Origin of the sequence: Halomonas alimentaria, from assembly GCF_009902005.1 — a bacterium.
Lineage (GTDB): Bacteria > Pseudomonadota > Gammaproteobacteria > Pseudomonadales > Halomonadaceae > Halomonas > Halomonas alimentaria.
In genome coordinates, this window is record NZ_WUTT01000001.1 from 2,133,968 (window position 1) to 2,151,286 (window position 17,319).

General features: G+C 65.0%; 18 protein-coding genes and 3 tRNA genes. 13 read left to right on the forward strand and 8 right to left on the reverse strand.

Annotation, left to right across the window (positions count from 1 at the left end):
- Positions 1-14: 14 nt before the first annotated feature.
- The gene (locus GRB96_RS10105) at positions 15-794 is read left to right on the forward strand and encodes a universal stress protein (protein ID WP_205743520.1); all 780 of its coding nucleotides are present in this window, start codon (positions 15-17) and stop codon (positions 792-794) included.
- A 2-nt stretch (positions 795-796) separates the two neighbouring features.
- On the opposite strand, the gene GRB96_RS10110 is transcribed toward GRB96_RS10105, so the two are convergent.
- Positions 797-1,243: a CopD family protein gene (locus GRB96_RS10110; protein ID WP_161432021.1), complete on the reverse strand. Its 447-nt coding sequence runs from the start codon at positions 1,241-1,243 to the stop codon at positions 797-799.
- 378 nt (positions 1,244-1,621) lie between these two features.
- Between GRB96_RS10110 and GRB96_RS10115 the strand changes: the two genes are divergently transcribed.
- The 3 genes from GRB96_RS10115 to GRB96_RS10125 all read left to right on the forward strand — a co-directional run bounded on the left by GRB96_RS10115 (position 1,622) and on the right by GRB96_RS10125 (position 3,315).
- Positions 1,622-2,203, forward strand: coding sequence for a YqhA family protein (locus tag GRB96_RS10115; protein WP_161432022.1), 582 nt, complete (start codon positions 1,622-1,624; stop codon positions 2,201-2,203).
- A gap of 53 nt (positions 2,204-2,256) precedes the next feature.
- Positions 2,257-2,721, forward strand: a complete 465-nt coding sequence (locus GRB96_RS10120; protein ID WP_161432023.1) for a hypothetical protein — start codon at positions 2,257-2,259, stop codon at positions 2,719-2,721.
- A 120-nt stretch (positions 2,722-2,841) separates the two neighbouring features.
- A complete protein-coding gene (locus GRB96_RS10125) occupies positions 2,842-3,315 on the forward strand; it encodes a TerB family tellurite resistance protein (RefSeq protein ID WP_161432024.1) in 474 nt (157 codons plus the stop codon).
- Between the two features lie 136 nt (positions 3,316-3,451).
- Here the strand turns inward: GRB96_RS10125 and nadS are convergent, their stop codons facing one another.
- Positions 3,452-3,736, reverse strand: a complete 285-nt coding sequence (gene nadS, locus GRB96_RS10130; RefSeq protein WP_161432025.1) for a NadS family protein — start codon at positions 3,734-3,736, stop codon at positions 3,452-3,454.
- 324 nt (positions 3,737-4,060) lie between these two features.
- Between nadS and aptA the strand changes: the two genes are divergently transcribed.
- Together aptA and GRB96_RS10140 are read left to right on the forward strand one after the other, a co-directional pair.
- Positions 4,061-5,341, forward strand: a complete 1,281-nt coding sequence (aptA, locus tag GRB96_RS10135; RefSeq protein WP_240894256.1) for an omega-aminotransferase AptA — start codon at positions 4,061-4,063, stop codon at positions 5,339-5,341.
- A 226-nt stretch (positions 5,342-5,567) separates the two neighbouring features.
- On the forward strand, positions 5,568-6,812 hold the full coding sequence (locus GRB96_RS10140; protein ID WP_161432027.1) for an NAD(P)/FAD-dependent oxidoreductase: 1,245 nt from the start codon (positions 5,568-5,570) through the stop codon (positions 6,810-6,812).
- A gap of 33 nt (positions 6,813-6,845) precedes the next feature.
- On the opposite strand, the gene GRB96_RS10145 is transcribed toward GRB96_RS10140, so the two are convergent.
- Together GRB96_RS10145 and GRB96_RS10150 are read right to left on the reverse strand one after the other, a co-directional pair.
- On the reverse strand, positions 6,846-7,265 hold the full coding sequence (locus GRB96_RS10145; RefSeq protein ID WP_161432028.1) for a hypothetical protein: 420 nt from the start codon (positions 7,263-7,265) through the stop codon (positions 6,846-6,848).
- Between the two features lie 257 nt (positions 7,266-7,522).
- Positions 7,523-8,431: a DMT family transporter gene (locus GRB96_RS10150; protein ID WP_161432029.1), complete on the reverse strand. Its 909-nt coding sequence runs from the start codon at positions 8,429-8,431 to the stop codon at positions 7,523-7,525.
- Positions 8,432-8,557: 126 nt separating this feature from the next.
- Here GRB96_RS10150 and pyrC point away from each other — a divergent pair, with 126 nt between their 5' ends.
- The gene (gene pyrC, locus GRB96_RS10155) at positions 8,558-9,598 is read left to right on the forward strand and encodes a dihydroorotase (RefSeq protein ID WP_161432030.1); all 1,041 of its coding nucleotides are present in this window, start codon (positions 8,558-8,560) and stop codon (positions 9,596-9,598) included.
- Between the two features lie 168 nt (positions 9,599-9,766).
- Here pyrC and GRB96_RS10160 read toward each other — a convergent pair whose 3' ends face one another.
- From GRB96_RS10160 to folD, 4 genes are all read right to left on the reverse strand, one after another.
- The gene (locus tag GRB96_RS10160; RefSeq protein ID WP_205743521.1) at positions 9,767-10,693 is read right to left on the reverse strand and encodes an alpha/beta hydrolase; all 927 of its coding nucleotides are present in this window, start codon (positions 10,691-10,693) and stop codon (positions 9,767-9,769) included.
- Between the two features lie 31 nt (positions 10,694-10,724).
- Entirely contained in the window at positions 10,725-11,459 is a 735-nt protein-coding gene (mtnN, locus tag GRB96_RS10165) for a 5'-methylthioadenosine/S-adenosylhomocysteine nucleosidase (RefSeq protein ID WP_161432031.1), read from the reverse strand.
- Entirely contained in the window at positions 11,456-11,920 is a 465-nt protein-coding gene (locus tag GRB96_RS10170) for an S-ribosylhomocysteine lyase (RefSeq protein ID WP_161432032.1), read from the reverse strand. The genes mtnN and GRB96_RS10170 overlap by 4 nt, the downstream gene beginning before the upstream one ends.
- A 66-nt stretch (positions 11,921-11,986) precedes the next feature.
- Positions 11,987-12,844, reverse strand: a complete 858-nt coding sequence (folD, locus tag GRB96_RS10175) for a bifunctional methylenetetrahydrofolate dehydrogenase/methenyltetrahydrofolate cyclohydrolase FolD (RefSeq protein WP_161432033.1) — start codon at positions 12,842-12,844, stop codon at positions 11,987-11,989.
- Positions 12,845-13,036: 192 nt separating this feature from the next.
- On the opposite strand from folD, the gene GRB96_RS10180 reads away from it, so the two are divergent.
- From GRB96_RS10180 to clpX, 6 genes are all read left to right on the forward strand, one after another.
- Positions 13,037-13,113 (forward strand) — tRNA-Pro (locus tag GRB96_RS10180).
- A gap of 68 nt (positions 13,114-13,181) precedes the next feature.
- Positions 13,182-13,258 (forward strand) — tRNA-Arg (locus GRB96_RS10185).
- Positions 13,259-13,303: 45 nt separating this feature from the next.
- Positions 13,304-13,378: transfer RNA gene (locus tag GRB96_RS10190), tRNA-His, on the forward strand.
- A gap of 358 nt (positions 13,379-13,736) precedes the next feature.
- On the forward strand, positions 13,737-15,101 hold the full coding sequence (gene tig, locus GRB96_RS10195) for a trigger factor (RefSeq protein ID WP_161432034.1): 1,365 nt from the start codon (positions 13,737-13,739) through the stop codon (positions 15,099-15,101).
- An 80-nt stretch (positions 15,102-15,181) separates the two neighbouring features.
- Complete coding sequence (clpP, locus tag GRB96_RS10200) at positions 15,182-15,802, forward strand: ATP-dependent Clp endopeptidase proteolytic subunit ClpP (protein WP_161432035.1); 621 nt, start codon at positions 15,182-15,184, stop codon at positions 15,800-15,802.
- Positions 15,803-15,911: 109 nt separating this feature from the next.
- Positions 15,912-17,192: an ATP-dependent Clp protease ATP-binding subunit ClpX gene (gene clpX, locus GRB96_RS10205; protein ID WP_161432036.1), complete on the forward strand. Its 1,281-nt coding sequence runs from the start codon at positions 15,912-15,914 to the stop codon at positions 17,190-17,192.
- Positions 17,193-17,319 lie beyond the last annotated feature (127 nt).

Below are 17,319 nucleotides of genomic sequence, written 5' to 3' on the forward strand. Positions count from 1 at the left end.
TGCCTCGTGAAACGATGCCCCATGAATCGAAAGCCCCGCTGGAGCAGGCGGTAGGTACCGAGGCGCTACGCGTACTGGCACTGCTGGATGACTCCCGCCAGGGGCTGGCGGCGCTGCAGGCCGCGGCGGCCCTGGCCGAGCAGGTGCGTGCCGAGCTGGTGGCGCTGTTTGTCGAGGACCTGGACCTGCTGCACTGTGCCGCCTTCCCGTTCTCCCGGGAGGTGGGCGCCAGCAGCGGCGTGGCGCGACCGCTCAGCCTGGAGCTTATGGAGTCGAGTCTGACCCGGCAGGTGCACCGGGTGGAGCGGGCGCTGCATCAGGCCGCGGCGGGCAGGGAGCTGCGCCATCGACTGCAGGTCAGCCGGGGGCAGGTGGCAAGCGAGGCCCTGGCCGAGGCGTCGCCCGGCGATGTGCTGGTACTGGGCAAGGCGGGCCTGTCGGCGCGTTGGGGCAGCCGGCTGGGCTCCACCAGCCGACGGCTGATCCTGGAAGCGCCCTGCACGGTGATCATCTGGGATGAGCGCCACCCGCCGGAACCGGGGCCGCTACGTTACTTTCGCGGCGAAGCGCCGGTGCTGCCCTGGGGTGAGACGCCGGAGGAGGCGGTGCGCCGCCATCCGTTGTTCCTGGGCCGCGAGGAGCTGGCTTCCATGGACGCGCCGACGCTGGAACGCTTCCTGGCCCGCGCCCGCCGCGGCGCTCTGGCCATCACGCGTAAGCGCCTTGTTGCGCTGCTCGAACAGGATGCCGACCTGCTGGCCCGCATCCCGGTGCCCATCGTGGTAGTGCCGTGAGCTTACATTCCCCAGCTGACCCGGAACGATAGCCCGGTGGCCACGAAGGCCACCGAGAGCAGGGTGACCGCGGCGATATGCCAGCCCATCAGCGGCAGGGTGGCGGGAGAGAGCCTGGGGATGACCCGGAAGCGGGCATGAGCGGCGACCAGGGCGGTGAGCAGAAGAAGCAGCAGCTTGATGCGGATAAGGTGGGCGATGGGGCCGGCGTCCAGGTCGAACCACAGCGAAAGCGAAGGCACCTTCTGCCAGGCCAGCCACAGCCCGGTCACGATCTGCACCAGCAGCGCTGGCATGCCGAGTTTCTCGTAGCCCTGCTCGAACCAGTGCAGCGAGGCGACGTCGCGGCCCTTCAATACCCGGGGCAGGATGGTGAAGGCGAGCACCAGGTGGCCACCGGTCCAGATGGTGGCGCCGAGCAGGTGCAGAAGCAGCAGGGTGGCGGTCATGTCGCCCTCCTTTGGCGAGAATGATTTTCGCTTATTCTACGGGATCGTTGTCGCCCGGCTATCTCTCCAAGGGGGTAGGAAGACCTTGGGTGAGCCCGGTGCTGTGGGAGCCCGGTGTTGTGGGAGCCCGGTGTTGTGGGAGCCCGATTTATCGGCGATTGGAAGCCCCCGTCATCGCGAATAAATTCAGCTCCCACAGGGGGAGTCCATCTCGTGTGGGAGCCCGGTTTACAGGGGGAGCCTGATTTATCGGCGATTAGCGTTGTGGGAGCCCGATTTATCGGCGATTGGAAGCCTCCGCCATCGCGAATAAATTCAGCTCCCACAAAGCACCTCAGCACCATCAGAAACCTGGATTAGACCAACGACGGAGTTGCCATGACCACGCCATCGAACACACCCCCGGAGCCCCGGGACAATAACTCGCTCCAGGCGAAGAGCGGCCGCTACGAACGCATCTTCGAGCGCTTCCTGTGGAACAGCCGACTGCTGGTGATGCTGGCGGTGGTGCCGAGCCTGCTGGGGGCGCTGGTGCTGTTCATCATCGGTACCCTGGATATCCTCAAGCTCACGGTGACCGCCGCGACCTATTACCTGGTCGGCGGGCAGCCCGATATCCACGAGACGGTGGTGCCGAGCGTGGTGATGGCGGTGGACATCTACCTGGTGGCTATCGTGCTGCTGATATTCGGCCTGGGGGTGTATCGGCTATTCGTGTCGCCGATCGAGCCGGCCGAGTCGCACCCGGCCTCGAACCCCTTCAATGTCTCGTCCTTCGACGAGCTCAAGGACAAGATCGCCCGGGTGGTGATCCTGGCGGTGATTATCGAGTTCTTTCGCGCGGTGGTGGATATCACCTTCGAGACACCGCTGGATGCCATCTACCTGGCGCTCTCTGTGCTGGCCCTGGCCGGAGCCCTCTACCTGATGAGTCGCGCTCACAAGCACCATCGGGAGTAGGCTCGCCGACGCTATGGCACAATACTCCTTTTGATGTTCGACAAGGATCGCCAATGGCGTATGTGCTGGTGATGGGCGGTCTCGCCCTCTCGGTAAGCTTCACCTTGGGCTGGGCGCTATGGCGTCTGGGCCGTGCTGCCTTGGGCTGGTTGGGCGGTGGCCCCGCGGCGGGCAAATCGAAGGTCAAGCCGCGAGCCCGCAAGCCTGCGGTGAGGAAGCCGGCCGCCAGCAAGGCGGCGACCCCGCGTAAGACGAGCACCCGGCAGTCGGCCAAGACGCCCAGCGAGCCCTGGGCACTCACCCGCTGGCTGGCGGCGCGTCACTCCCTTTTACCCCTGGCCAGCCTGGCACTGATGCTCTATGCCCTGGGGCGTGTCGTGGTGTTCGGCCTTCAGCACCGTCCGGTGGAAGCGCCGGCATCATTCCCCCAGGTTGTCGACGTGGTGGGCTGGACGGCGGCGGCGCTGCTGGGCCTGGCGCTGCTCTCCCTGCTGGCACGCTGGCGTTGCCGCGATTAACCCTTCGCCCCCCTGGGTCAGCCTCCCTCCTAGGTGGGGTCAGAGGGCTGTCCCCCAAAGGCTGGCGAACCCGAGGGCGGCTGGCGAGTCTCACGCTGAACCGACCATAAGGAGAACCCTGTGTTAGCCAATATCCAGCGATTCTTTCAGGAGATGCTCGCCGAGGGGGAGGGTGGTGCCGGTCGCGAGGCGCCGAGCCTGGAGCTTGCCGCGGCGGCACTGCTCTGTGAGGTGATGCGCGCCGACTACGAGGTGACGCCGGAGGAGCTCGACACCCTGCGGGCTCAGCTGCGCGACCATCTGCGGGTCAGTGATGAGGCCCTTGACGAGCTGATGATCCTGGCCCAGGAGGAGGTCGACGGCGCCGTGGATCACTACCAGTTCGTCTCCCTGATCAAGGAGCACTATGACTACGACAGGCGCTGTGAGCTGGTGCGCATGATGTGGGCCCTGGCGCTGGCCGACGGTGAGCAGCATCACCTGGAGGAGCACCGCATCCGCCAGCTGGCCGATCTGCTGCACGTCAGTCATGGCGACTTCATCCGCACCAAGCTGCAGGTACAGGAGCAGGGTGGGGTCTCGGCAGGCGGTTAAGCTGGCTCCTCAGCATCTCTGTGCTGTCGAGTGGAGAAAGGCATTCTGTCCGGACATCATCATTTATCGATGGTGACTGAAAGGCGTGCCATGTCCCGCACTGGGAATCTAGAGCATGGCGTGCATTTTGGATAAGTCAGTGGGAAGCCAGATCGTTGAAGAGTGCCGGGTTGTCGCGAAGCGTCGCTAGCACCTTGGCCGCCAGGCCTGTGGGGTTACGGCGCTTGGTTTCCCAGCTTCTGATGGTGTCGACGCTAGTGCCCATGGCGCTGGCAAACTCGGCCTGAGAGACATGCAACTGGGCCCTGATGGCCTTCACGTCGGCGACCTCATGGCGCGTGACGCGGCTGGCTTGGGTCCGGCCCTGCTTGATGTCGACGGCTTCCTGCAGCGATGTCTGGAGTTCGTCAAAGATGCTCATTCTGAAGGCCGATGTGTTGATATATGTACAAAGTACATCTTTCGGCCGTATATGTCGATCATGCTCCATCTCTCACGGCGTCATGGGGCGTTATGCCGTAACTTCGATAAAGAGATAGCTCATGCTCGTCTTCAGCCAGAGGGTGCGACGAGGAAGTCCCGCTGTTATGTTTTATTTAACACTCAGGATGAGCCATGCTAGAGGGACAACAAGACGTTTCTCCGAGGAGCCTTCGCTATGCTGGAAACCCGTTCCGCCCGTCAGGACGCGGCGCATGACCACTCGACCCGCGCCGAGCATGCCGCGATCAACCGCCACTTCTGGATGCCGTTCAGCGCCAACCGCGACTTTCATGCCAATCCGCGGCTGATCACCGGTGCCGAGGGGCGCTATTTCATCGACGATAGCGGCCGCCGGCTGTTCGACTCCCTCTCGGGGTTGTGGACCTGCGGCGCCGGCCACAATCGCGAGGAGATCCAGCAGGCCGTGGCCCGCCAGCTCGGCACACTCGACTATGCTCCGGGCTTCCAGGTGGCGCATCCGCTGGCGTTCCAACTGGCCGAGAAGATCGCCGAGATCACGCCGCCGGGACTGGATCATGTGTTCTTCACCGACTCCGGCTCCGAGTCGGCGGATACCGCGGTGAAGATGGCCAAGGCCTACTGGCGTGCCAGGGGGCGCCCCGAGAAGACCCGCCTGATCGGTCGCGCCAAGGGCTATCACGGCGTGAACGTGGGTGGCACCAGCCTGGGTGGCATCGGCGGCAACCGCAAGCACTATGGCCAGCTGATGGAGGTCAGCCATCTGCCGCACACCCTGCAGCCGCAGCTCGCCTTTACCCGTGGCCAGGCCGAGAGCGGTGCCGAGCTTGCCGATGCGCTGCTCGAGCATATCGCCCTACATGACGCCTCCAATGTCGCTGCGGTGATTGTCGAGCCGATGTCCGGTTCCGCCGGGGTGATCGTGCCGCCCAAAGGGTATCTCGAGCGGCTACGCGAGATCTGCACTGCCCACGACATCCTGCTGATCTTCGACGAGGTGATCACTGCCTTCGGTCGCAGCGGGGCGCGCACCGGTGCCGAGGCCTTCGGCGTGGTGCCCGACATGATGACCATCGCCAAGCAGCTCACCAACGGCGCGGTGCCCATGGGCGCGGTGATCGCCTCAACCGAGATCTACGACACCTTCATGCACGCCGGCGGCCCCGAGCACGCCATCGAGTTCCCCCACGGCTACACCTACAGTGCCCACCCGGTGGCCTGCGCCGCCGGCCTGGCGGCACTCGAGCTGTTCGAGCGCGAGGACTTCCCCGCCCAGGTACGTGCCATCGCCCCGGCGTTCGAGGCGAAGCTGCATGCGCTGAAGGGGCGTTCCCATGTGGTGGATATCCGCAACCACGGCCTGGCCGGGGCTATCCAGCTCGCTCCGCGCGACGGGGACCCGACGATTCGCCCCCGCGATGCTCACCTGGCGTTGTGGGAGGCGGGTTTCTATGTCCGCTACGGCGGCGACACCCTGCAGTTCGGCCCGCCCTTCGCCAGCACCGAGGCTGAATTGGAGCGGTTGTTCGATGCGGTGGCCACGGTGCTGGACTCGATAGACTAAGGTTTTCCCTCTTTCTGGGTAATCCATCTAGAGAATGGGTTTAAAACGGGATTAAATCATGTCATGCGAGATCTCTTTGGCATCCTGACCTGCTGGTGCAACGTTATGATGCGCTGAGTGTTCAGCCACCGTGTCGTCGGTCGACCGGGTGGCGCTTGAGCGTCTATCGTTGAGTCAGGCCTCGCCGCAGGGTGAGGCCTGTGTCCTTTTCCAGGAGGTGTTGGTGATGTCTCGTGAAATCGTGGTTCTGGGTGCCGGCATGGTCGGCGTATCGGTGGCCTGGCATCTGGTGCGCCAGGGCCATTCGGTGACGCTGGTGGATCGCCGCGAGCCCGGTCGCGAGACCTCGTTCGGCAATGCCGGCATCATCCAGCGCGAGGCGGTGCGCCCCTATGCGTTCCCGCGCGATCTCGGCACCCTGATGCGGGTGCTGCCCAACCGCGAGGTGGATATTCGCTATCGCCCTGCGGGCATGGTTGGGGCGGCGAGCCCGCTGCTGCAGTACTGGATCAACTCTGGCAAGTCCCGCTACGCGAAGATCGTGCCGGAGTACGCCTCGTTGATCATGCGCTGCCTGGAGACCCATGCCCCGATGGTCGAGGCCGCCGGTGCCGACCATCTGGTGCGTCGTGACGGCTGGTTGGAGCTCTATCACACCCAGAAGGCCTTCGATGAGCGTATCGCCGAGGCGCGCGAGAACCGCGAGCGCTTCGGCGTGGAATTCGAGGTGCTCGACGCCGCCGGCCTGTATGCCAAGGAGCCGCACCTGAAAAAGGGGTTGGTGGGTGCCATCCACTGGATCCAGCCGTGGACGGTGGCGGATCCCGGCGCCCTGGTGCAGGCCTATGCCGAGCACTTCCAGCAGCAGGGCGGCCGCTTTGTGCAGGCCGAGGTCAGGGGTGTCGAGAAGGGCGGCAAGGGCTGGAAGGTGACCACCGACGGCGAGACGCTGGAGTCCGAGCAACTGGTGGTTGCCATGGGGCCCTGGAGCGACAAGCTGCTTTCGCGCCTGGGCATCTCGGTGCCGCTGTTCGTCAAGCGCGGCTACCACATGCACTACGCCAGCGCCGACGAGAATGCCCACCTCAACCACTGGATCATGGATGCCGAGACCGGCTTCCTGCTCGAGCCGATGCGGGCGGGCATTCGCCTGACCACCGGGGCGGAGCTGGCCGACCTGGATGCGCCGCCCAGGTTTAAGCAGCTCAAGGCGGCGGAGCAGGCCGCCAGGAAGATCTATCCGCTGGGTGATCGTCGCGACCCGGAGCCCTGGAAGGGCGCGCGCCCCTGCTTGCCCGACATGAAGCCGATCATCGGCCCGGCGCCCGGGCAGGAGGGGATGTGGCTGGCCTTCGGCCATGGCCACCAGGGCTTCACCCTGGGTCCGGTGACTGGACTGCTCCTGAGCCAGATGATGGCGGGTGAGACGCCCGAGGTGGATATGGCGCCGTTCAGTGCCACGCGCTTCTGAAACGCCTTCGAGACATGGGTGCCGCGGGGTGTGCTAGGCCTTGCGGCGCTGCTTGACCTGGTGGGTGCCCAGCTTGACCAGCATTGTGACAATGAATACCAGCCAGCCGGCGGTGGCTACCACGTTGAAGAGCAGCAGTTTCTGAACGCCACTCAGGGGCGTGAAGATCAGTTCGAAGGTGACCCCGAACAGGAAGGCGATGAACAGCGGCAGCGCCAGGATGTGCATCCACATCTCGGTGCGCCGCTTTCTGACGTGATAGCGCCGCAGCAATACCCGCGTCGGCCGGTGCACGAAGGTGACCAGTACGGTGGTGCCGAGCAGCAGCAGGGCTGCCAGGGTCGGCTCCAGGTTGCCCAGCTGGGCCGACAGGCTGATCGACCAGTAGACGACCAGCCACATCAGGCCGGCCAGGGTGGCGGCCAGATCGGCATAGTGGCGAACCTTGGGCATCGTCTCTCCCTCGTGAAGCTGGCCCTCGTCAAATCTGGCGGCATGATACGGGATTTTGTCGCCGGCTGGCGAGTTATGGCCGCCTTTTGTGGGAGCCCAGATTCTGGGCGATGGCGCCTTTTGTGGGAGCCCAGATTCTGGGCGATGGCGCCGTCAGGCGCCTGGCGGAGTTGCTGAGGCCTCTTCGATCGCCGATGAATCGGGCTCCCACAACACCGTGCTCCCACAAGGTAACTTCGGCGCCTCAAAGGCTGTCCCTATTTTCGGTAGTCCCCGGCAGTACGCAGCACCAGCTTCCTTACCCAGTACCAGCGATTGATCAGTAGAGCGGCGAAGATCAGTGAGCAGCCGGCGAGCTGCAACAGACTCATTGTCTCGCCGTACCAGGCGGCGGCCAGCAGCACTGTCCATACTGCCTCGAGCATCAGGATGACGGCGGCGTGGCTCGGCGTGGTCAGGCCCTGGGCGTAGACCTGCAGGAAGAAGCGCAGGGTACTGGCGAGCAGCACGCTGGCCGCCAGCCAGCCCAGGGTGACGCCGCCGATACGCGCAGGCCAGGGTTCGATCAGCGCCGAGACCAGACCCAGCAGGATGCCGACCACCGTGAGCTGGATGGCGGTGAGCGGCAGGGCGGGAAGGTGGCGCACCACTCGGGTATTGACGTTGATCAGCAGCGAGAACAGCACGGCGGAGGTGGCGATCAACCACTGGCTGGGCTCCAGGCGCAGGCCGGCATTGAGCGAGAGCAGGGCGAAGCCGGCCAGGGCGATGGGCAGCGCGATCCAGGTGGTGCGCGGCGGGCGGTCGCCGAATAGTAACTTCGCCACGATCGGTACCAGCAAGATGCCCAGGCTGTTGATGAAGGCGCTCTCGCCGAGGTGGTTCGAGTGGTAGAGCCCCATGATCCAGAAGCTCAGGGCGCCGCTGAACAGCAGGCCGACACCGGCGCCGGCGGCGAAGTCCCGGGCGGAGAGGCGGCGCAGGGCCGGCAGGGCGAACAGCGCCAGCAGCAGCCCGGCCAGCAGGAAGCGCGTGCCGATGAACAGCAGCGGCGGCATGCCGTCCAGCGCCTCCTTGGAGAAGATCCAGCCGGCGGCGGCGAGCAGGGTGACGGTGAGTAGCAGCAGGTCGGCCCGCAGCGGGCTGCGTTCGAGGGAGTCGGCCATGGAAGTCCCGGTGGTCAAGCGAAGCCCATAGGTTAGCAGACTAGCGGCCATCGGGCTCTGCCTCGCCAGGCAGCATTGGGTATACTGGCGCCACGCCGATTTGAACCCGCCAACACAGGATCCGCCGTGACTACCCTGACCCTGACTCGCCCCGACGACTGGCATCTCCATCTGCGCGACGACCAGGCGCTGGCCGCCGTGGTCGAGGCCTCCGCTCGCCAGATGGGCCGTGCCATCATCATGCCCAACCTGAAGCCGCCGGTGACCACCACCGAGCAGGCCCTGGCCTATCGCGAGCGGATCCTGGCGGCGCTGCCCGAGGGGAGCCGCTTTCAGCCGCTGATGACGCTCTACCTCACCGACAACACGCCCGCCGAGGAGATCGAACGTGCCCATGCCAGTGGCCTGGTGCAGGCGGTGAAGCTCTATCCCGCCGGCGCCACCACCAACTCCGACTCCGGGGTCACCGATATCACCCTGTGTGACGATGCCATTGCTGCCATGGAGCGCCTGGGTATTCCGCTGCTGATGCATGGCGAGGTCACCGATGCCGAGATCGATATCTTCGATCGCGAGGCGGTGTTCATCGAGCAGGTGCTCAAGCCGCTACTGGAGCGACACCCGGCCCTCAAGGTGGTGTTCGAGCATATCACCACCGCCGAGGCAGCCGATTTCGTCGCCGCGGCGCCGGCCAACGTGGGCGCCACCATCACCGCCCACCACCTGCTGTTCAACCGTAACCACATGCTGGTCGGCGGCATCCGGCCGCACTACTACTGCCTGCCGATCCTCAAGCGCGAGCGGCACCGCCAGGCGCTGCTGGCCGCGGCCACCTCGGGCAGCCCGAAGTTCTTCCTGGGTACCGACAGCGCGCCCCACGCCCAGGGCGACAAGGAGAGCGCCTGCGGCTGTGCGGGTGCCTATACCGCGCCGGCGGCGATCGAGTACTACGCCACGGCCTTCGAGCAGGCCGGTGCCATCGAGCGTCTGGAGGGCTTCGCCAGCCACCATGGCCCGGACTTCTACGGCCTGCCGCGCAACAGCGATACCGTCACCCTGGTCCGCGAGCCCTGGCAACTGCCCGAGTCGCTGCCCTATGCCGGTGGTGCCCGCATCGTGCCGCTGATGGCCGGCGAGACGCTGGAGTGGAAGCTGGCCGGCGAATAGGCAGCCCGTTACCTCCTCTATTGGCGGTAAGCAGGGCTACCACGAGAGGTAGTTTCTGTTGGCGGCAGTCCCTGGGGCTGCCGCGAGCAACGGTAATGCACCGCATGAGTTGCTTTTGATCGATTCAAGCAACACCTGTGGTGCTTTTGAGTTCGTCAGACGAATCGTCTAGCGACCTGGGTGACTAACCTGGCGCTTCAGGAAGTCGAGGCCGGCCTCGATGGCACTGCCACGGGTAAGGAAACTGAGGAAGTGGCCGCGACCGTGCTGGAGGAAGAGCTCGGCTTCACCGCCCTGGGCCCTCAGCGCCTGGTAGAAGTCGGTGGCATGATCCACCGGGACCAGGCGGTCCCAGGTGCCGTGGAACAGGAAGAAGGGCGGCGGCTTGCTCTGGATCTGTCTGGCCGGGGAGGCAAGCCGATACTGCTCGGGCACCTCGGCGCGGGTGCCCCCCAGAAACTGCACTACCAGCTTGCCATCATCGAATTTGAACAGGTCGGTGGGTGTGCCGCCCGCGACGACAGCCGCCAGCCGGGTGTGGTCGCCTCCGTGGGGCTTGGCCAACGGGCCGTGGCTGCCGGCCAGGGCGAGCAGGCTTACCAGGTGCGCCCCCGAGGAGAAGCCGACCCCGACGATGCGATCGGTATCCACGCGCCACGCCTCGGCGTTGGCATGCAGCCAGGCCATGGCCTGCTGGAGGTCGTGCAGCTGGGCGGGGAAGCGGTAGTCGGGGGCGAAGCGGTGCTCGATATTCAGCGTGACGAAGCCGCGCCGGGTAAGGGCCTCGGCGATCTCTTCCATGTCGTCCGGCGTGCGATTCCGCCAGCCGCCGCCGTGAACCAGCAGGGCGGCCGGGCGTAGGTTGTCGCTTTCGCCCCGGGGCAGGCGCACCCGCGCACTGAGCGGCTCCGGCCAGTCGTCGGGGGTGTAGCGCCGCTCACCCAGGTCGCGAAACTCGCCCAGTTCGGTGTTCGGCTGGGCGGTGTCGCGGGCGACCAACTCGTGACCGTCGCTTCCCAGGTGGGTGTTGGCACAGCCGGCGAGGCCCAGGCTGGCCAGCAGCAGGGCGCCTCGCCACCAGGTCGTGGCTGCCATCACCACAGGCGCCCGCCGCCGCGCCATCGCCTCAGGCGCCCGCCACTGCAGTCTCACGCTTTCGATCGGCCAGGCGAGCCACCATCGCCTCGATCATCTTCGAGGAGTGCAGGGCGGCCTTCTCCAGGAACTGCTCGAAGGAGAGGTGGTTGTCGCCGCCGCCGGCGATATCGGAGAGGGCGCGGATCACCACGAAGGGGCAGTCGTAGAGATGACAGGTCTGGGCGATGGCCGCGGCCTCCATCTCGGCGGCGAGCATGGTGGGGAAGCGCTGGCGGGTCTGGGCCACCAGGTTGGGGCAGGCCATGAACACATCGCCGGTGGCGATCAGCCCCTCGACCACATTGACCTCGCCCAGCGCCTCGACACACTCCCGGGCCAGGTGGACCAGGCGCTCGTCGGGCAGGTAGGCCGCGGGCATGTCGGGGACCTGGCCGTGCTCGTAGCCGAACACTACGGCGTCGACGTCATGGTGTCGCACCTCGCTGGAGACGACGATATCGCCGATCGCAAGCCCCGCGCCGAAGCCACCGGCGGAGCCGGTGTTGATGATCGCCTCGGGCTTGTACATGTCGAGCAGCAGGGTGGTACCGACGGCGGCATTCACCTTGCCGATGCCCGACTGCAGGATCACCACCTCGACGCCATGCAGCAGGCCGCTATGGAAGGTGTTGCCGACATGGGTGTGGGTCTCGCGCCCCTCGAGCAGGGAGGCGAGCCGTGCCACCTCCTGGCTCATGGCGCCGATGATGCCGATGCGCTTCATGCGAAGACCTGGCTCCACTCGTCGCGCTTGGCCAGGAAGCCACGCGCGATCTGTTTGGCGCCTTCCAGGCTGTGGCTGGCGGCCCAGCCGCACTGCATCTCGTTGCAGGCCGGGACTTCGCTGGCCTCGAGCACGTCCTTGAGGGTCTTCTCGACCAGCTCGAGCACACCGTCGTAGTCGTCGTGGTTAAGCATCGCCCAGTAGAAGCCGGTCTGGCAGCCCATGGGGCTGATGTCGACGACCTTGTCTGTGTGGTTGCGCGACATTTCTGCCATCAGGTGCTCCAGGGAGTGCAGGCCGGGCATCTCCATATGATCTTGGTTGGGCTGGCAGATGCGCATGTCGTACTTGTGGATGGTGTCGCCGTGCTCGCCGGTCTTGACGTCGGCCAGGCGCACGTAGGGAGCCTTCACCTTGGTGTGGTCGAGGTTGAAGCTTTCGACGTTCATCTTGTCGCTCATGAAATCCTCATTCTGCTGTGGGGTCAGACCCCTAAGTGTGCTTTGGGGTCTGACCCTTGGGGAAAATTAGCTGGCGTCGTGGAGGTCGGCGGCCTGCAGGGTGTTCTCCAGCAGGCTGGCCACGGTCATGGGGCCGACGCCGCCGGGGACGGGGGTGATCCAGGCGGCACGCTTCGCGGCGGCCTCGAAGTCGACATCGCCGATCAGGCGGCCGTCCTCCTGGCGGTTGATGCCCACGTCGATGACGATGGCGCCCTCCTTGACCCACTCCCCCTTGACCAGGCCGGGCTTGCCCACCGCCACGATCAGGACATCGGCACGGCGCACATGTTCCTCGAGGTTGCGCGTGAAGCGGTGACAGACGGTGGTGGTGCAACCGGCGATCATCAGCTCCAGGGACATGGGGCGGCCGACAATATTGGAGGCACCGACCACGGTGGCGTCCAGGCCGCGGATCGCCAGGCCGGTCTCCTCGAACAGCGTCATCACGCCCTTGGGCGTGCAGGGGCGCAGCAGTGGCAGGCGCTGGGCCAGGCGGCCCAGGTTGTAGGGGTGGAAGCCGTCCACGTCCTTGTCCGGGCGGATGCGCTCGAGGAGGGGGCGGGCATCGAGTTGCTCGGGCAGCGGCAGCTGGACCAGGATGCCATCCACGGCCGGGTCGGCGTTGAGGCGGTCGATCAGCGCCTCGAGCTCGCTCTGGGTGGTATCGGCGGGCAGCTGGTGACGAAACGATTCGATACCGGCCTCGACACAGGCGTTGTGCTTGTTGCGCACATAGACCGCGGAGGCGGGGTCCTCTCCGACCAGTATGACGGCAAGGCCCGGCGCTCGCCCTCCGGCCTCGCGGCGAGCCTGCACCTGGCGGGCGACCTGCTGGCGAACACGGGCGGCTATGGCTTTGCCATCGATCAGTTGCGCGGTCATCGAGGATCCTCTGGGTGGCTGGAAGGGGTGGCTGAAAAAGCAGAGGCGTGATTTTCGCATGCCGAGGCCTCGAAACAAAGCGGGCGATACCGGCAGCTGGCACGTATTTACTTGACCGGGCGGGAAAGTCACGTAGAATACGCAGCGCTCGACGAGGCCTCTGCGGCGGCGTCCAGCCCGCTTGATCGCCGGCGGAGTGTAGCGCAGCCTGGTAGCGCGCCTGCTTTGGGAGCAGGATGTCGGGGGTTCGAATCCCTCCACTCCGACCACAACTTCTTGAATGTCTTGCGGTTTTTTGACATCGAGGGTTGCGGCGAGGCGACCTGGAACGTAGAATGCGCCCATAGCTCAATTGGATAGAGCAACGGCCTTCTAAGCCGTAGGCTGCAGGTTCGAGTCCTGCTGGGCGCGCCAACCGGGTGCGGTAGCAGGAAGTCGATACGAGCAACTGTCGATGTGGTGGATGTAGCTCAGTGGTAGAGCCCCGGATTGTGGCTCCGGTGGTCGTGGGTTCGATCCCCATCATCCACCCCACGCCTTGACTCCTCTGCAAGACCCTCCGAACGTGCTCCAGCGTAATACCCCACAGATAGATAGCCTTCGACAGACACTCTCCATGAGAGCGTCAGATCAGCGTGGCTGGCTCGTATCCAACTCATATCCTCAAGTCGCATCCTCCAGTCGCTCTCTTGTTCGGTTCATGGTCCGCAGCACCCGGTCGCCCTGTCGTCGGCGATTTTTGGCGTGGATGCGTCGCCGAGCCTTGTAATCTCTCGTGTCGCCCCCATTTCTCTCGCCATGGCGCTTGCCAGTGCCGGGTGGGATTCATAAAATCCCCCCTTTGAATTTCCATTCACGCAACACGATGCCCCCAGTCGGTAGAGGACATTTCATGCAAGTTTCCGTCGATACGACCTCCCAGATCGAACGCCGCATCACGGTTCAAGTGCCGGCCGCCGAGATCGATGAGGCCGTCAACGCCCGTCTTAAGGATGCCGCCAAGAACGTTCGTATGGACGGTTTTCGTCGGGGCAAGGTGCCGATGTCGGTGATTCGTCAGCGCTACGGCAGCGACGTGCGCAACGAGGTGGTGGGCGAGGTGATGCGTGAGCGCTACGTGCGCGCCATCTCCGAGAACGAGCTCAATCCGGCCGGCTTCCCGCAGATCGAGCCCACCGTCAACGAGGCGGGCAAGGATCTGGAGTTCGTGGCGACCCTGGAGGTCTACCCGGAGGTCGAGCTGGCCCCCATCGAGGGCACCGAGGTCGAGCGTCCCGTGGTCGAGGTGACCGAGGCCGACGTCGACGAGATGATCGACACCCTGCGCAAGCAGAACGCTGCCTGGGACGAGGTCGAGCGTGCCGCCGAGGATGGCGACCAGCTGACCATCGACTTCCAGGGCTTCCTGGGAGAAGAGCCCTTCGAGGGCGGCAGCGCCGAGGGTCACGACCTGGTGATCGGTTCCGGCAGCTTCATCCCCGGTTTCGAGGAGCAGCTGATCGGTGCCCAGGCGGGCGAAGAGAAGGAGATCAAGGTCACCTTCCCCGAGGACTACCAGGCCGAGAACCTGGCCGGTCAGGAAGCGACCTTCAAGGTCACGGTCCATACGGTGAAGGGCAAGACCCTGCCCGAGGTGGATGCCGAGTTCGTCCAGAAGTTTGGCGTCGAGGACGGTGATCTCGACAAGTTCCGCACCGAGGTCAAGAAGAACATGACCCGCGAGGCGAGCCAGGCCGTCGACAACCGTGTCAAGCAGCAGGTGCTGACCGCGCTGCAGAAGGCCAACGAGATTCCGGTGCCCCAGGCGCTGGTTCAGCAGGAGACCGATGGCCTCAAGCGTCAGGCGGCCCAGCAGTTCGGCCTGGGCGAGGACTTCGACGTCTCCCAGCTGCCCAACGAGCTGTTCGAGGAGCAGGCCCGTAGCCGCGTCGAGGTGGGTCTGCTGCTGGCCGAGGTGATCAAGTCCAACGAGCTGGAGGCCAGCGACGACGAGATCCGCGCCAAGGTCCAGGAGCTCGCCGAGCAGTATCAGGAGCCCGAGCAGGTAGTCGAGCACTACATGGGCAACGACCAGCTCAAGACCCAGGTCAAGTCCGCTATCCTCGAAGAGAAGGCCGTGGACGTGCTGCTGGCCCAGGCCACCGTCAAGGACGTCGAGATGTCCTACCAGGACGTGCTGGCAGCGGCCCAGCAGCAGGAAGAGGCCGACGAGGAAGAGGGCAGCGAGGAGGCCGGCGAGCAAGAGCGCCAGGCCTGATCGATGTCCTCGCGCCCCGGTTCATGCCGGGGCGCCGCTTCTCTTCGCTTCCATTCATCGGATGCAAGGACAACACGCAGATGAGCAACGAGTTCGATATCCAGAATGCCGGCGGCCTGGTGCCCATGGTGGTCGAGCAGAGCGCGCGCGGCGAGCGTGCCTACGACATCTATTCCCGCCTGCTCAAGGAGCGTGTGATCTTCCTGGTGGGTCCGGTGGAAGACTACATGGCCAACCTGGTGGTGGCGCAGCTGTTGTTCCTGGAGTCCGAGAACCCGGACAAGGACATCCATCTGTACATCAACTCGCCGGGTGGCTCGGTTACGGCGGGCATGTCGATCTACGACACCATGCAGTTCGTCAAGCCCGACGTCTCCACCGTGTGCATCGGCCAGGCGGCGAGCATGGGTGCGCTGCTGCTGGCCGGCGGCACGGCGGGCAAGCGCTTCTGCCTGCCCAACTCGCGGATGATGATCCACCAGCCGCTGGGTGGCTACCAGGGCCAGGCCTCGGACATCGAGATCCACACCCGTGAGATCCTCGGTATCCGCGACAAGCTCAACCGCATCCTGGCGCAGCATACCGGTCAGGACATCGAGACCATCGCCCGGGATACCGACCGCGATAACTTCATGGACGGCAACCAGGCCGCGGAGTATGGCCTGATCGACGCCGTGCTGGATAAGCGGCCCACATCCTGATAGCGTGATTTGCATTACACGCTGAATGTTCCCGGCGGTGCAGTCCGCCGTTGTGAGCTCGGTGGCGCCGGCCCTGGCGGGTGCCACCAACATGAAAAGAGGTAAGCGAATGGCCGACGGCAAAGGCAAGGACGACGGTGGCAAGCTGCTCTACTGCTCGTTCTGCGGCAAGAATCAGAACGAGGTGCGCAAGCTCATTGCCGGCCCGTCCGTCTATATCTGTGATGAGTGTGTCGACCTCTGCAATGACATCATTCGCGAGGAGGTGCTCGATGCCGATGCCGAGAGCGACGACGAGCGTCTGCCGACGCCTCGCGAGATCCGTCACACCCTCGATGATTATGTGATCGGCCAGGACCGCGCCAAGATGGTGCTGTCCGTTGCGGTCTACAACCACTACAAGCGCCTGAGCTCCGACGTGAAGAAAGACGACGTCGAGCTGGGCAAGTCGAACATCCTGCTGATCGGCCCCACCGGCAGCGGCAAGACGCTGCTCGCCGAGACCATGGCGCGGCTGCTCAATGTGCCGTTCACCATTGCCGATGCCACTACGCTGACCGAGGCCGGCTACGTGGGCGAGGATGTCGAGAACATCATCCAGAAGCTGCTGCAGAAGTGCGACTACGATGTGGAGAAGGCCGAGCGCGGCATCGTCTACATCGACGAGATCGACAAGATCTCGCGCAAGTCGGACAACCCCTCCATCACCCGTGACGTCTCGGGGGAGGGCGTGCAGCAGGCGCTGCTGAAGCTGATCGAGGGCACCACCGCCTCGGTGCCGCCCCAGGGGGGCCGCAAGCATCCGCAGCAGGAGTTCCTGCAGGTTCACACCGGCAACATCCTGTTCATCGTCGGCGGTGCCTTCGCCGGTCTCGACAAGGTGATCCGCGACCGCGCCGAGAAGGGCGGTATCGGCTTCAATGCCGAGGTCAAGAGCAAGGATGACAGCAAGCCGGTGGGCGATATCCTGGCCACCGTGGAGCCCGAGGACCTGGTCAAGTTCGGCCTGATTCCGGAGTTCGTCGGTCGTCTGCCGGTGATCGCCACCCTGACCGAGCTCACCGAGGATGCGCTGATCGAGATCCTCACCGAGCCCAAGAACTCGTTGATCAAGCAGTACGCCAAGCTGTTCGAGATGGAAGGCGTCGAACTCGAGTTCCGCGACGACGCCCTGCGGGCGGTGGCCGGCAAGGCCATGGCGCGTAAGACCGGCGCCCGCGGCCTGCGCTCGATCCTCGAGTCGGTGCTGCTCGACACCATGTACGAGATTCCCTCGCTGGAGGGCGTCAGCAAGGTGGTGATCGACGCCTCGGTGATCGGCGGCGAGAGCGAACCGCTGTTGATCTATTCGCAGCAGCAGGAAGCCGCCAGCGACGGTACCGACGGCTGATCGATCGGGAACCATCCCACGGGAGCGCCCTGTCTCCATCGCCGGCCCGGCCGGCTGGAGTCGCGGCAGCTCCCGTTTTTTTTGCCCTCTCGGCTCCTGCCTTGCAAAGTCACCCGGTCGCCCCCAT

Excerpts from the sequence above, each read along its gene's own strand:
- GRB96_RS10110 (WP_161432021.1), bottom strand. The coding sequence starts at position 1,243 with ATGACCGCCACCCTGCTGCTTCTGCACCTGCTCGGCGCCACCATCTGG.
- GRB96_RS10170 (WP_161432032.1), bottom strand. The coding sequence starts at position 11,920 with ATGAGCGACAAGATGAACGTCGAAAGCTTCAACCTCGACCACACCAAG.
- GRB96_RS10140 (WP_161432027.1), top strand. The coding sequence starts at position 5,568 with ATGTCTCGTGAAATCGTGGTTCTGGGTGCCGGCATGGTCGGCGTATCG.
- GRB96_RS10145 (WP_161432028.1), bottom strand. The coding sequence starts at position 7,265 with ATGCCCAAGGTTCGCCACTATGCCGATCTGGCCGCCACCCTGGCCGGC.
- GRB96_RS10120 (WP_161432023.1), top strand. The coding sequence starts at position 2,257 with ATGGCGTATGTGCTGGTGATGGGCGGTCTCGCCCTCTCGGTAAGCTTC.
- clpP (WP_161432035.1), top strand. The coding sequence starts at position 15,182 with ATGAGCAACGAGTTCGATATCCAGAATGCCGGCGGCCTGGTGCCCATG.
- clpX (WP_161432036.1), top strand. The coding sequence starts at position 15,912 with ATGGCCGACGGCAAAGGCAAGGACGACGGTGGCAAGCTGCTCTACTGC.
- nadS (WP_161432025.1), bottom strand. The coding sequence starts at position 3,736 with ATGAGCATCTTTGACGAACTCCAGACATCGCTGCAGGAAGCCGTCGAC.
- aptA (WP_240894256.1), top strand. The coding sequence starts at position 4,061 with ATGCCGTTCAGCGCCAACCGCGACTTTCATGCCAATCCGCGGCTGATC.
- GRB96_RS10160 (WP_205743521.1), bottom strand. The coding sequence starts at position 10,693 with ATGGCAGCCACGACCTGGTGGCGAGGCGCCCTGCTGCTGGCCAGCCTG.
- GRB96_RS10115 (WP_161432022.1), top strand. The coding sequence starts at position 1,622 with ATGACCACGCCATCGAACACACCCCCGGAGCCCCGGGACAATAACTCG.
- mtnN (WP_161432031.1), bottom strand. The coding sequence starts at position 11,459 with ATGAAGCGCATCGGCATCATCGGCGCCATGAGCCAGGAGGTGGCACGG.
- folD (WP_161432033.1), bottom strand. The coding sequence starts at position 12,844 with ATGACCGCGCAACTGATCGATGGCAAAGCCATAGCCGCCCGTGTTCGC.
- GRB96_RS10150 (WP_161432029.1), bottom strand. The coding sequence starts at position 8,431 with ATGGCCGACTCCCTCGAACGCAGCCCGCTGCGGGCCGACCTGCTGCTA.
- tig (WP_161432034.1), top strand. The coding sequence starts at position 13,737 with ATGCAAGTTTCCGTCGATACGACCTCCCAGATCGAACGCCGCATCACG.
- GRB96_RS10105 (WP_205743520.1), top strand. The coding sequence starts at position 15 with ATGCCCCATGAATCGAAAGCCCCGCTGGAGCAGGCGGTAGGTACCGAG.